Below are 12,689 nucleotides of genomic sequence, written 5' to 3'. Positions count from 1 at the left end.
GGACTGCGGTGAACCGGGACCAGTCGCGCCGCGAGTGCTCCGCGCTGGTCGCTGGCCTGGATTTGCCCGACCCGTTCGAACTTGAGGACTTCTGTACGCGCCTTGGCCGGCACATTGGCCGAAGCCTCGTCCTGATGTCGCACTCGATGGTGATCGGCGGTCTCTGCGGCGCCTGGATGAGAACGGCCAAAGCCGACTACGTCTTCTACGAAGAAGACACCTCGCTCCTGCACCAACAGCACATCGTCTTCCACGAGATCGGGCACATCCTGCGCGCCCACGTGCCCGGCAAGGAGCTCAGCAACGATCTGGCGCTGACCATCGCGGCCGGCGCGAGGGTCAGCGATGTCTTCCGCGTGCTCGGCCGCGATTCATACGCCGAGGACGACGAGTTCGAGGCCGAGCTCATCGCCACGTTGATCCTGCGCCGGATCGGACGTCAACCGCTTCGAGAAGTACCGCAGGCCACGGATCCCAGCGCCGATGACGTCATCGCGCGCATCACGACCTCTCTCTCGCGAGGTGAGCGATGAACACCACCCTGTATCCGCTGACCGCGCTGTTCGCCTGGACGGTCGTACTCTCCAGCACCAAGCGGTTCCGCGCCATCCTCAGGGAACCGGCGCGTCTTGCCGCCTGGTTCCTCTATCTTTCCTTCGCGCTGATTTTCACCGCCGGGTGGTCAGAGGTCTGGAACCGGACCGATGCTTGGACAGGCCTGCCCGAGTCGAACACGCTCATCACCATGTGCCTGGTCGTGTGCTACAGCGCCAGCCAGCTTGCCCTCCTACAACTGTGGTCCTACAGCCCGGATCGGGCGCGGCGCCGTATCAAGGTCACAATCTCGATCGTGACTGTGGTGCTCACCGCGATGATCACGCTGTTCGTACACAGCGACTCCACGCACCATCTCCAGCAGTCGTTTAAGGACTGGTACGGCGGATCGGTCGAGTACGACACCTACCTCTTCATCTACCTGACGACCTACACGACCGCCGAAGTCGAGGTCATCCGACTGTGCCGCCGGTATGCGAAGGTGATGAGCCCCAGCTGGCTCCGCACCGGGCTGATCACCGCGAGCATCGGCGCAGCCATCGGACTGTTCTACAGCGTCACTCGGTTGGCCGACATCACCGCCGCCCTTGCCGACGTCGACATCTCCCCGTTGGAAAACGTCGCCGAAGTCGGCGCTGGACTCGGCGCACTTCTGGTCATGATCGGTCTGACCCTGCACTGGTGGGGACCGCGCATCTCCGCGCTCGCTCAACGTTCACGGCGCTTGATCGCCTACATCCGGCTGCGCCCGCTGTGGGCGTGCTTCTACACGCTAGACGCCTCCATCGCCTTTGATGACCGCCGGTCCGGGAGCGCCTTAGCCAGGGCCCGCACCGCGATGCGCCTGCTAGGTGATGTGGAGTATTACGTCGCGCGGCGCGTCGTGGAAATCCGCGATGGGATCCTCACGCTCCGGCCCTACCAGGACCCTGCATACGCGGAGCACGTTCGCACGCTTTTCGCCAACCGCGGTCTCGTGAACGACGACCTGGACGCCGCGGTCACCGCCGAACAGATCCATGCCGCGCTCGACGCCCGTGAAGCCGCGGCCCACGGTGACCGTACTTCGTCGCCCACAGTGGGAAACTCCCCCGCCGACCTCGACGCCGAACTGGCGTGGCTGTTGAAGGTCACCAAGCACTTCACCAAGCGGTCGGCGACGCCGCCCGAGCTCGTTAACACCGACTTGACCCCGACCGGAGGTATCGCATGAGTGCCAGCCTGCCCTTCACCGAGCCGATCGAGATGGCCCCGCATCTGTCCGGCTGCCCGTACGACGCGTACGCGCAGCTGCGGGAGACCGGCGGCGCTCACCAAGCGGTCAAGCCCAGCGGCGGGGAAGTCTGGGTGATCAGCCGCTACGACGACGTCAAGGCGCTGCTCTCCGACCCGCGCATGTCCATCGAGGCCCGCAACTCCCGCCACGGCTACCAGGGCTTCGGTCTCCCGCCGGCCCTCGACGAGCACCTGATGAACGTCGACGACGAGGCACACGCAAGACTTCGCCGCCTAGTCTCCTCCGCTTTCACCCCCCGCCGCGTCGAGGCGCAGCGCGAGCGTATCCAGGCCGCCGTCGACCGGCTCGTCACCGCGATCGCCCCGGATGGTCGTGCCGACCTCGTTGATGCGCTCGCCGTCCCAACGCCCGTGGTCGTCATCTGCGACCTGCTCGGGATCCCGGAGTCGGACGGCGCCGCGTTCCAGGCCTACACCCGCTCGCTGATGACGCCGAACGACCCGAACCGCCCCTCCACCCGCGAACTCGTCGCAGGCATGCACACCTGCCTGGTCGACCTGATCGAACGCAAGCGCGCCGAGCCGGCCGACGACCTGCTCACCGCGATGATCGCCGCGCGTGACGGTGACGACCGGCTGACCGAGAACGAACTGACATCGCTGGCGTTCCTCATCCTGTGGGCCGGCTTCGAGACCACCGTGCACCTGATCTCCAACAGCATCGCCACCGTGCTCAGCGAACCACAGCTGGCGGACCTCGTCCGCGAGGAACCTGATCCGCACACACCCCGCATGGCCGCACTCGTCGAGGAACTGCTGCGCCGAGACGGACCCATGCTCACCGCAATCCGGCGCTTCCCCGTCGAGGACATCCGCGTCGGCGAGCGCACTGTGCCCGCCGGCGAGACCGTCCTGCTCGCGATCGGCTCAGCCAACCGCGACCCGCAGTACATCACCAACCCCGACGACATCGACCTCGAACGCGCCGCCGCCGGACACCTCGGCTTCGGCCACGGACCGCACTACTGCCTCGGCGCCCCGCTCGCACGCATGGAAGTACGCACCGCCTTGTGGACTGCGATCCACCGACTGCCGAATCTCGCACTCGCCATCCCCGAGCACGACCTGCCCTGGAAGCCCGACCACCGCCAGCACGCCGTCACCGCACTGCCCGTCACCTTCACGGCGCAGCCCGCCTGATGAGGAGAGCACAATGCCCGTCAAGCCCGCCATAGTCGCCGCAATATCCGCGCCCCTGCTCGCCGTCGCCGCAGTCGCGGCCGTAGCAGGGGCCATCATCACAGCACCCGACTCGACCACGACCTCCATATGCACGGCTGGCTTCCGCGGGGGTCCGACCCGCATCGGAAGTCTGAGCGCTGCGCAACTGGCGAACGCCCAGATCATCGCCCAAGTCGGCATGAACATGAGGGTCCCAGCGCCCGGCGAGACGATCGCCATAGCCACCGCCCTCCAGGAGTCCGGCCTCCAGAACCTCAACTACGGAGACCGTGACAGCCTGGGGCTGTTCCAGCAACGCCCGTCCCAAGGCTGGGGCAGCCCCGCACAGATCCTGACTCCGACGTACGCCGCCCAGCAGTTCTACAGCAGACTGCTCCAAGTCCCGGGCTGGCGCTCGATGTCCACCACCGACGCCGCCCAAGCCGTACAGCGCAGCGGTTTCCCCGACGCCTACGCCAAATGGCAGGACGAAGCCCAAGCCCTCGCTACGGCATTCACCGGCGCATCGAAGTGCACACCAGAAGATTCGAGCGACATCACCGTCGCCGCAGGCGCCGCCAACGCTGCTCGCTACCACATCCCGGTCGGCCTCCCCGCACCCATAGTGACGGCCATCAGCTTCGCACTGGCACAAATCGGCAAGCCCTACATCTGGGGCGGAACCGGCCCCGACGGCTGGGACTGCTCCGGCCTGATGATGATGGCGTACCGCGCCGCGGGCATCGCCATCCCCCGCGGCAGCGTCGCGCAGTCCACCGTCGGCCTACCGGTCTACGACACGAACCACCTGCTTCCGGGCGATTTGCTGTTCGTCCCAGGATCGGACGGAACCGTGACCGCACCCGGGCATGTAGGCATGTACCTGGGGCAAGGGATCTTGGTGGAGGCGCCACACAGCGGGCTGAATGTCCAGCTGAGCCTGCTGGCCGGCTACTGGAGGGAAAATCTCGTCGCGATCCGCCGCGAGATATATTGACCGCCTACGCAGGCCCTACGCCGCCCCTTGGCCGAGAAGCCAGTTGACCAGAGAGATGCGGCACACCCGATAAAGGTTGTCTAGCTCCTCGCCTTGATCGAGTTGGCCAGGATAAAACCCGCCGAATTCCTCTCGAAGGTCAAGGTGTAGAAGCGCCGATCCGTGAACAATCTTCGATCGCATGTCGTAGAACGAGTCACGGTCTGGTCGATCCGGAACGTAGGTCTCCAGGAATTCCCGGAACGTCTTGCTGATCGATGGGTAGTGGTCTGCGCGACAGTCTGGGCACTTGTGCGGGCCATTGCCGGTGGGTAACAGCGACTCGATGGCAGCAACCAGGGCGAAGAAGCTCGAAGAGATCGAGTAGCCGTGGAAGAAGTACCCCATGTTGAACCAGTAGCAGGCTCGACGGTAGCGACTGGCTTCCTTCTCGTCCAACGCGTAGTAGTTGTCGAGGAGCTGCGTCAGGACTGCCGGGACTTGCAGCACGTCGTCAACGCCGATCCCGCGAGTCCGGTAGTACGCCTCATGGTCAGCCAACACTGTGATCGCATCAGCCTGGTCGAGCTCTGTGAGCTCAGGCCCGCCGATGACGTGTCCGGCCACGCCGTAGAACTCTTGGGCGTACATCACGTCCGTGAGTTGGAAAGGCTCTTGCTGGGTTGGTCGGCGTCGCAAGTGGAGTGCAGCGAGCAGACGCTGCAAGTTCGTTGGCTGCGGCTCTGCCGTCCTATCGGGAGGTGGAATCACCCAGTGCTTTGTGCCGCGGTCCACGTTTGGCTTGAACTTCGGCCCGATGACCAGTACTGGCAGCAGAAGTCGTAGATGCGTCGTCGCCTGCGTGCGCCGCTGAATCTTGACACCAAAGTGGTCCAGTGATCTGTACCGTGCCTCGACAATGAAGGGCCAATCACCAACGACAGTCGAAGGTACGGGAGCATTCGGTGGTGGTGGCACGATCTGGAACTGATCTCGGTACTTCCACCAGCCAGCGACTGGACGCGAGGAGAAGCTGAAGAACGACGCCAGATGATCGGCCTGCGGACCTTGCGCAATTTTTAGGAGTTCCCGCAGTTGCACGACGTCCGCCTCGGTGAGGCTTGCTTCACGCCGTAGCTCCCTGACGGTATCTGGGTGCTTCTTATTGCCGGCTGCCACGTAGACGAGCGACAGGGCGTGCCCCGTCTGATTGAAGTAGTTGACTACCCGATCGCCTTCGTAGCCTTGCAGCTTGAAGACCTCAACCAAGATCGCTCGGAGGTCCTGCACATCGAGCTGCACTAATTCCCTCAGGAAGGCGTCGACCTTCGTGCCCTTGAGCTGGCCAACGTAATCCGGCATTGCCATGAGTTCTCCTCCCTGTGGAGGATCGTCTCACGGGCGGTCATGCTCGGTGGGGAGTTCTCGTCGTCCTGGACGGGGCGCCGGAGCATGACCTGGACCCGCTCGCGGAGCTTCTTTACCCGGGCCACGGCATCGGCCATGAGGCCGAGAATTGGGTCTCCGAGTCCGCGCCGGCATGATGTGATGTCTGGTGGCGGGCATCGGTACAGTTGCACGAGCCGGACCGACGTCGCGCTACATGAACGCGGAGAGCACCGCCTGCAAGATCGCGCGCAGCCCGTCCCAGTCCTGTGTCTGGATACTTGCTGGGTTCTTTTGCGCCTCGGCGTACTTGGCGCGGAAGGCCCGATGAATCTCATCCTTCCCGGTCACCTCGCCCTGGTAGCAGGACGAGCCGGACAGGTACGACCGCTAGTGCACCGGGCGCAACTCCCCAGTCGGCCCGGCGAGTACGTCTCGCCCCAGATAGAGCTCAACGCTCGCCGCCAGGCCGTTGACGTCCGCGCGCGATATCGAACCTTGAGGTGCTTCTACCGTGGGTGGCCCCAACGTGGGGTAGTCCGCCGCAAGGGCAGTATCTGGATAGCGCATGACCCGGATGCTTGGCGGAAGATCTGCCGTGTTGAGCGACCGCAGCGCATCAAGCGCCGCCGCATCGTTGTCGAACAGGGCCACAACCCTGTTCGCGATCCCGGCAGCCGCGAACGCCTTAACGAGCCGGACCAACGCCCCGGCACCGCCCTCAGGCTTTTGTTCGTAGTCCAGGAAGCGGATCAGGTCTGTCAGGTGTGGATACAGAACCCCCAGGGCCACAGCCAAGAACTCCGAGTCGGTGCGGCCCTCGGTCAAGACGACCGTCGCGGAATGGGCGGCGGCCACATCCCGCATCGATTCGAGGGCAGCCGACGCGAGCTCTGCTGGATCATTTACCCAACCACCCTGCTCCAGAGCCGTAGCATCCAAGATCACTTCTTGCGCGTCGGGCATCACCAGAAGGTACAGACGTAGCAAGAAGCGCTCATCCCAGTCGTCCACCTGGGACAGGAGCCATGCCCGGCTGCCAGTGCGGAACCGGTCGTCGGCTGCGGCAGCGTCAGCGTCAGCGTCAGCCTGAGCCTCCCGGAATCGCTCGATCCATGTATCCGCGTCGAGCGTACGGAGCAGGGTGTCTGAACGTTCGACTTCGGCGCGGTACTCATCGGAGAGCGCGGATAGGAACTCTTCGTCGTGGCCGGCTTCTTCGAACTGCTCGTTCAAGACGGCGCGGACAGCGTCGGCATCCACGCCCATGGCGTCAAGGCGGTCGGCGACCGCACCGGCGGATGCGCGGAACTCTATAACCGGGACGTCGTCGTCGTTCTCATCGGAGTCAACAGGCGTGTAGTAGTCGATCGCGGGGACGGTACGTACGCGCAGCATGTCGTCTCGGAACACCGCGAGCAGTTCGGTATCGATGCCGTTCCTTGTGGGTGTGGACGTCGCCCCGCGCAGTCATTTCCCCGATGACCGCCGCGCACCGTGGGAGCGACGGCTTCGTGTCCTACGCGCCGGAGCCACCGGCTACGGCCAACCCAACCAGCTGTGCTCGACCGTCGCTACTTCTTCACGATCAGAACGTGGATGTTCGGATTCTTCTCGATGTCGCCGCAGAACTGCCGCACGTCCCGAATGAAACCGAGGTCGTAGATGACGAACCCCGTGCGGTCGTACCGGCCCGCGTAGCCGATGATGTCGTCGTTGATCTCGCCGATGAGTTCCTTCTCGCGCTTGTCGTCCTTGCAATACTTCACCTCGACAGCCAAGCCCAGCCGGTTGAAGGTGAAGTCCGGAATGTAGCGCTTGGTCGAGTACGGGACGGTGTCCTTCTCGCGCAGGTAGTCCAGCGCCTTGGCCCGGAAGATGGTCTCCAGCACGTCCTGGACGTCGCGCTCGCTGCGGGGGTCCTGGTAGATGGAGACGCGCAGGTTCGCGTCGACCAGGTCGATGATCTGCTCGTGCTACTGGTCCTTGGTGCCGAGCTTGCCCTTGAGGGACTGAGGATGAAGTGCTGACGTTTCGCCAGGTTCGCCATGGTGACGGCGGCTTGGCGGCTGTTGCATGTTCGGACTATGAGGTACCCGGACAGAGGCGGTCGACCGTGAAGGCCACGGCCGCGCGGGAGGCGCTGCGGTTCGCCGCGGCTGAGCGGTTCGAGCGCGGAGATGACGTCGGACAGATCGCGCGCGAGCTGAGCGTGACGCGCAAGTCGGTGAACGAGTGGAAGCGCGCCTGGCGGGCCGGCGGAGCCGGGGCGCTGGTGTCGAAGGGTCCGGGTGGGCCACGTGCCGGCTGGACGAGGTGCAGCTTAAGACCCTCGCCCAGGCGTTGGAGGAGGGCCCGGCCGTGCACGGCTGGGTCGAGGATCAGCGCTGGACCCTGGCCCGGGTGACGCGGCTGATCTTCGAGTTGTTCCGGGTCCGTTACACCCCGCGCGGTGTGTCCTACCTGCTGCACCGCATCGGCTGGAGTCCGCAGATGCCCCAGCACGTCGCCGCCGAGCGCGACGAGGACAAGGTCGCCACCTGGGTGAAGGAGACCTGGCCGCAGGTAAAAGCACTGCCGCCCGGCTGAAGGCCTGGATCCTGTTCGAGGACGAAGCCGGGCAGTCGCTGCGTCCGCCCAAGGCTCGCACCTGGTCCCGGCGCGGCCAGACACCGAAGATCCTGGTGTCGGGCAAGGGTTCGGGCCGGGTCAACCTGGCCGGGATGATCGCGGTCCGGCCCGGGTGCCGCACCCGCCTGATTTACCGGGCGATCGCCTACCACGGCCGCAGAAACGAGAAGAAGGGCTTCAGGGAGCGTGACCTGGCCGGGATGCTGGACGCCGCGCACCAGCAGCTCGGACGCGCCAACATCGTCTTGGTCTGGGACAACGACACCAGCCACCGCGACGCGGCGATGAAGAAGCTGATCGCCGAGCGCGACTGGCTGACCGTGTTCTACCTCCCCACCTACACGCCGACCTTGAACCCGGTGGAAGGCGTGTGGTCGGCGCTGAAACGATCACTGGCCAACCTCGCACCACACGGCACTGACGCCCTGGCCGCACTGGTCAAAACCCGGCTACGCATCATGCAGTACCGGCGCGACGGCCTGCTCGACGGCTTCATCGCCGAAACCGGCCTCGGCCTCGAACCACCGTAGAACGTCAACCATTCATCCTCAGTAGTACTCGAATGGGAGACGCTGCCCTTCTCCCACTCTAGGATCAGAGGGAAGCTAGTCCTGCGTGCTTTCGTTTCTCGAAGGGCTTGTCGCCGTGGCTGGTACATGCTTTTGCGGCTTTGACGCGGTCGCGACGTGCTTGCGGTGCGGAGAGCGCCGATGCCACCGCCACTACTCTCTGAGCGGACCTGCCGGCCCGGCCTGCGACGTGTGCCGCGCGGTCGACGCGCAGAATGAAGCTGACGCGAAAGGCAAGCAGGCGCGGGCCTTGATCCAGCGCTTTCTCGCGGCCCCAAGCCTGGCATCGGCGCCGGGCGCGCTGGGCGCCTCGAGTTTGGCCACAGATCAGAACCCGGCGGTGCTGGCTGCTATCGCCATGTTGGCCAAGAAAGCGCCCACCCTGCGCGTGCTGACAGTCCAGCTTGAGCCCCATCCCCGCTATAACGAATCCCGCGCCAGCCGGACCGAGCCTGTGACCCGGATCCTTTCGTTGGCTCGCGCTATCACAACCAACGGGATACCTATCGTGTCCGAGACCGGCCAGGCCTTCCATCCCATGAGTGATTTCGAGGATGCGGTCGAAGTCCGCCGATGCACGGTCTACATCGCCAACCAGTCCGGTACCTTGCCGACGTTCCGTTACTTGCGACGTGAGCAGGGTGGGTGGTACGACTCGCAGCCGCAGCCGGCAAGGTGGAGTTTCAGTGGCCAGGTCAGGTTGTACCGGAGATAGCCTGCGGTTGGTCAAAAGTCTTGGCTAGGGCATGTCTCGCGGAACTCGTGTGCGCGATAGCTGACACTCAGTCCGGGCACTCACCTGTGCCTGTCGGTCAGCGGGCGGCCCGGAAGACTTCAACAGCGTCGAGCCTGGCACGGTCGCTTAGGGCAGCGGACGGAACTGCGGGTCATGCGGGTCCAACGTTGCCTCATCATCGAAGTCCGGTGGGATGTGAGACGGATGCCACTGCGCGCGGTCCCCCGAAGAGGCGAGATGGGGATGCTTCTGTCCCTCGTTCTTAGGCAGCTCAGTCCCCTCGACCAGGGCAATCAGGCTCAGCTTCACGAATTTCGCATAGTTGCGGAGGTCGCCGACCGTCTTGCCCGGCGTCACCTCACAATCTTTCTGTCTGACGCTCAGGAACAGGTGGACGAGCGTCCGGTAGCGCTCTTCAACCTCGGCGTTGCCGAGCATCGGGGCATCGACATGGGCACCTGATACGAGCTCACGAGCTACTTCCTCAAGTGTCACCCAAGTAGGGCTGGGAGCCTCGCGCGCATTTCGTTCTTCGATGAGGGGAAGGTTCCTCCGTAACAACGCCACGTATCCGAGCAGGACAGCGGCGCGCCCAGCCTGACGCTCGTGGAGCCGTTCCGCCGTGGCGAATTCGCGCTCTTCGACGACTCGTCGTTCTGCAATTTCGCGCTCCTCAAGCAGCCGTTCATTAGCCGCTGCTCGCTCTTCGGTAAGGCGACGCTCAGCTTCAACACGCTCCCTCTCGAAACGCTCGTCCGCCTCCTGCTTGTCGGACATGCGAAGTCGGTCGTCACGCTTCGTTCCTCGTACGGCGATGACGATGGCAGCAATGGCCGTTAGGAGCGTAGCCGCGAAGATACCGAGAGTGCCCCAAGCCGTGATGTTGTCGGTTCGAGCATCTGCGAGTACGTACATGCTCGCCTACGTTACTCGAGGTCGGGCGAGGTCGACGGCAAAGTGAGGACTCCAGCTCGATGGAGCTGGAGTCGATCGGCGTGAGTTGCCGTCAGGCAGCTACCTGCCCAACCTTGCGGAACGTCAGCCCTTCATCATCAATAGCTGGCGATGGCGGAAGAATACGGCACGGTTCGAATACATGTACTCCACCAGTTTAATTAGTTGTAGGTTCCCGTTGAATCTTTCGCTTTCCCATCGAGTTTTCGCCTAGGTTTCGCCTGCGAAAGATCGGTGGGAGGGCAGATCGGGCTACAGGTCTGGCCACACATGCCCAGGCAGGTATGGGCTCTGGCCGGTGAACAGCCAGGAGCAGAGGTCGAACATCCTGTGCTTAGCGTCCTCGAAGTACTCCTGCGGCTCGGGGCGGTGGAAGGACTGGTCTTCGCGGACGAAGCCTTCGGCGAACCAGAACGCGTCAGCGATCCATCGGTCGATCCGGTCCTGATCGGCCAGTTCCTCGCAGACCTCGCGCATTGTGCGCTGCAACCGGTTGAAGGCTTCGCGGTCCCATACGCGTTCGATGCGAGCGCGTAGGAGGAATGTGCCGTTCTCCGCGTCGTATTCATGCCGCAACGCTTCGATGGATGACATGCAGCTCAGGATGGCAGGCGGGCCTGACAGACCTCGCCGAGGCGGTGATCCGGAACAACACGCGGCGCAACCCCAGCCCGCCCAAGCCCTTCGAGGACATCGCCGTCGAACGGATCCTTCTCAGCCAGCCGCTCCGCACGCTCCTTCGCGACGTCATCGACCAGGACTGGGCCGAGTTCTACGGATGGGAGGTCACCGCACACCGGCATCGGCGGCACCCTCTATCCGCTGCTCAAACGGCTGCACAGCGCGGGATGGCTAACCAGCAGACCTGGAGACGAAGCATCCTGGCTCGCCGGGGCGCCGCCTGGCCGCGGCCCTGGACGGCGGCGCACCTACTACGCCTTCACCACGGAAGGCAGGAAGGCAGCGCTCCGCCAACTCGAAACCCACGCGATCACCCGGTCTGCGCCAGGCTAATCTGCGCACGTGAACCAGCCCGCGAACGTCGACGCCCTGGGAAGAAATCGACAGCCTTCCAGGCTTCGTCGCCTACCTACGCCTGCTTTCGGCGGAGGCCGCGGTCAGGCCCTGGCCGAACGCCACGATCCCGGACTTCCTCACCGCGATCGCCACCTTGCTGGCCCTCACACAAGAGAACATCGCGCTCGGCAATCCCGCGTTCGCCGAGCCCATAATGACGGACTGGTGGGAAGTCGCCTGCCTGCTGAGCACCGCCCGGGACGAAGCGCCAGCCCTGCTTGGCTGACGGGCCGGACATCCAAGGCGAGGCCAAGGAGGTGGACGGGCTGGACAGCCTGCTGGGCTACGTCCGATGGCTGATCGACGACTTCCTCCTCGGTCAAGCCGAGACAGCCGAGCGCACCCGAAACAACAAGTGGTCATACTTCGGGAAGTGGGCTCGCGGTTCGCTGCCAGCCTGGCTGGGCGCATGGGCCGCCTGGCTGGAAGACGCCTACCTCAAGCCCCTACCCGCGCTGATGGTGAAGCACGGGATCACACGCGAACCGATCGAGACGGTGAGCTGGCGATCCATCGCCATCCAACTCTCCGGCGCCCGAATCTACGAGTGACACCGCGACGCCCGAGGAATGCGAAACCAGCTCCAACCCGACCAGGCCGCGTGAAGCCGCCTCGGCGATCAGCACGTCCATCAGGTGCTAGAACACCCCGGCCTTGGACCACGCGTTGAACCTCGAGTAGCGCGTGGACCAGGGTCCGTAGCGTTCCGGCACATCACGCCAGCCTGACCCGGTGCGGAACCGCCACATGATCCCGTTGAACTGGTCCCGCACCCGCCGCGGCAACCGCCCGCTGGCCGCTACCGGCAAGTGCGGCTCGACCAACGCCCACTCGGCATCCGGCACATCGAAACGCGCCACACCCGAGTTCTACCAGCACCAGCCAGCCCGCCACCGGACCACACCTAGATCTGAACTGCGAACAGCTCCTAGCTCAGATGCCAGGTTTGGGCGGTGTCGTTGGCGGTGCAGTCGTAGATTTGCAGCTGGGTGCCGGATCCGCCGAAGTTGGTGTCGTCCAGGCATCGGTTGGACTGTGGGTTGTACAGCTGGCCGTTGGGCTGCGGGGTCCATACCTGCGCGCCGCTGTTGTTGCAGGTGTACAAGTCCACCGCCGTGCCGTTGGCGGTGTTGCCCTGGTTGACGTCCAGGCACTTTCCCAGAACGTGCAGGGTGTTGCCGGAGGACACCGCGGTCCAGGCCTGGGCCGGGGTGTTATCGCAGGTGTACACCTGGACCGGGTTGAAGTCAGCCGTGTTGCCGTCCCGGTCGTCCAGGCACAGGCTGGAGGACACGCCCGAGACGACCGTCCGGGGCAGGCTCCAGGTTTGGGCGGTGTCGTTGGCGGT

At 64.5% G+C, this 12,689-nt stretch carries 16 protein-coding genes and 1 pseudogene; 9 read left to right on the top strand and 8 right to left on the bottom strand.

From position 1 onward, the window contains the following. The first annotated feature begins 8 nt into the window (after nt 1–8). From ABH935_RS30790 to ABH935_RS30775, 4 genes are read left to right on the top strand one after another with little or no spacing between them, the layout of a single operon-like run. A complete protein-coding gene (locus tag ABH935_RS30790; protein ID WP_370381450.1) occupies nt 9–533 on the top strand; it encodes a hypothetical protein in 525 nt (174 codons plus the stop codon). Continuing rightward, nucleotides 530–1,768: an MAB_1171c family putative transporter gene (locus tag ABH935_RS30785; RefSeq protein WP_370381449.1), complete on the top strand. Its 1,239-nt coding sequence runs from the start codon at nt 530–532 to the stop codon at nt 1,766–1,768. Before ABH935_RS30790 ends, ABH935_RS30785 begins: the two co-directional genes overlap by 4 nt. Next, complete coding sequence (locus tag ABH935_RS30780) at nt 1,765–2,991, top strand: cytochrome P450 (protein ID WP_370381448.1); 1,227 nt, start codon at nt 1,765–1,767, stop codon at nt 2,989–2,991. The genes ABH935_RS30785 and ABH935_RS30780 overlap by 4 nt, the downstream gene beginning before the upstream one ends. 13 nt (nt 2,992–3,004) lie before the next feature. Next, a complete protein-coding gene (locus tag ABH935_RS30775) occupies nt 3,005–4,009 on the top strand; it encodes a C40 family peptidase (protein ID WP_370381447.1) in 1,005 nt (334 codons plus the stop codon). 15 nt (nt 4,010–4,024) lie between these two features. On the opposite strand, the gene ABH935_RS30770 is transcribed toward ABH935_RS30775, so the two are convergent. The 4 genes from ABH935_RS30770 to ABH935_RS30755 all read right to left on the bottom strand — a co-directional run bounded on the left by ABH935_RS30770 (nt 4,025) and on the right by ABH935_RS30755 (nt 7,305). Next, the gene (locus ABH935_RS30770) at nt 4,025–5,356 is read right to left on the bottom strand and encodes a hypothetical protein (RefSeq protein ID WP_370381446.1); all 1,332 of its coding nucleotides are present in this window, start codon (nt 5,354–5,356) and stop codon (nt 4,025–4,027) included. Nucleotides 5,357–5,587: 231 nt separating this feature from the next. Then, a complete protein-coding gene (locus tag ABH935_RS30765; protein ID WP_370381445.1) occupies nt 5,588–5,725 on the bottom strand; it encodes a hypothetical protein in 138 nt (45 codons plus the stop codon). A gap of 39 nt (nt 5,726–5,764) precedes the next feature. Beyond that, nucleotides 5,765–6,808 carry a HEPN/Toprim-associated domain-containing protein gene (locus tag ABH935_RS30760; protein ID WP_370381590.1) on the bottom strand — a complete coding sequence of 348 codons (1,044 nt, stop codon included), beginning with the start codon at nt 6,806–6,808 and terminating at the stop codon, nt 5,765–5,767. A 140-nt stretch (nt 6,809–6,948) separates the two neighbouring features. Next, the gene (locus ABH935_RS30755) at nt 6,949–7,305 is read right to left on the bottom strand and encodes a hypothetical protein (RefSeq protein WP_370381589.1); all 357 of its coding nucleotides are present in this window, start codon (nt 7,303–7,305) and stop codon (nt 6,949–6,951) included. Between the two features lie 92 nt (nt 7,306–7,397). Here ABH935_RS30755 and ABH935_RS30750 point away from each other — a divergent pair, with 92 nt between their 5' ends. The 4 genes from ABH935_RS30750 (at nt 7,398) to ABH935_RS30735 (ending at nt 9,289) form a co-directional block, all read left to right on the top strand. Next, nucleotides 7,398–7,781 carry a helix-turn-helix domain-containing protein gene (locus ABH935_RS30750; protein ID WP_370381444.1) on the top strand — a complete coding sequence of 128 codons (384 nt, stop codon included), beginning with the start codon at nt 7,398–7,400 and terminating at the stop codon, nt 7,779–7,781. Continuing rightward, a complete protein-coding gene (locus ABH935_RS30745; protein ID WP_370381443.1) occupies nt 7,691–7,963 on the top strand; it encodes a winged helix-turn-helix domain-containing protein in 273 nt (90 codons plus the stop codon). Before ABH935_RS30750 ends, ABH935_RS30745 begins: the two co-directional genes overlap by 91 nt. Beyond that, a complete protein-coding gene (locus ABH935_RS30740) occupies nt 7,855–8,535 on the top strand; it encodes a transposase (RefSeq protein ID WP_370381588.1) in 681 nt (226 codons plus the stop codon). The genes ABH935_RS30745 and ABH935_RS30740 overlap by 109 nt, the downstream gene beginning before the upstream one ends. Nucleotides 8,536–8,620: 85 nt before the next feature. After that, nucleotides 8,621–9,289 carry a hypothetical protein gene (locus ABH935_RS30735; RefSeq protein WP_370381442.1) on the top strand — a complete coding sequence of 223 codons (669 nt, stop codon included), beginning with the start codon at nt 8,621–8,623 and terminating at the stop codon, nt 9,287–9,289. A gap of 147 nt (nt 9,290–9,436) precedes the next feature. On the opposite strand, the gene ABH935_RS30730 is transcribed toward ABH935_RS30735, so the two are convergent. Then, nucleotides 9,437–10,087 (bottom strand): hypothetical protein, encoded by a 651-nt coding sequence (locus ABH935_RS30730; protein ID WP_370381441.1) that lies wholly within the window; start codon nt 10,085–10,087, stop codon nt 9,437–9,439. Between the two features lie 429 nt (nt 10,088–10,516). Further along, nucleotides 10,517–10,858 carry a hypothetical protein gene (locus tag ABH935_RS30725; protein WP_370381440.1) on the bottom strand — a complete coding sequence of 114 codons (342 nt, stop codon included), beginning with the start codon at nt 10,856–10,858 and terminating at the stop codon, nt 10,517–10,519. A gap of 701 nt (nt 10,859–11,559) precedes the next feature. On the opposite strand from ABH935_RS30725, the gene ABH935_RS30720 reads away from it, so the two are divergent. Beyond that, on the top strand, nt 11,560–11,892 hold the full coding sequence (locus ABH935_RS30720) for a hypothetical protein (protein ID WP_370381439.1): 333 nt from the start codon (nt 11,560–11,562) through the stop codon (nt 11,890–11,892). Nucleotides 11,893–11,982: 90 nt separating this feature from the next. Here the strand turns inward: ABH935_RS30720 and ABH935_RS30715 are convergent. Both ABH935_RS30715 and ABH935_RS30710 read right to left on the bottom strand, forming a co-directional pair. Then, a pseudogene (locus ABH935_RS30715) lies at nt 11,983–12,186 on the bottom strand (transposase); the annotation flags it as partial. A gap of 83 nt (nt 12,187–12,269) precedes the next feature. Further along, on the bottom strand, nt 12,270–12,689 hold a 420-nt coding region (locus ABH935_RS30710; protein ID WP_370381438.1), incomplete at its 5' end, for a ricin-type beta-trefoil lectin domain protein.

Source organism: Catenulispora sp. GAS73 (assembly GCF_041262085.1).
Lineage (GTDB): Bacteria > Actinomycetota > Actinomycetes > Streptomycetales > Catenulisporaceae > Catenulispora.
Note: the sequence above shows the minus strand (reverse complement) of the source record. Positions and strands in the feature narration are given on the sequence as shown.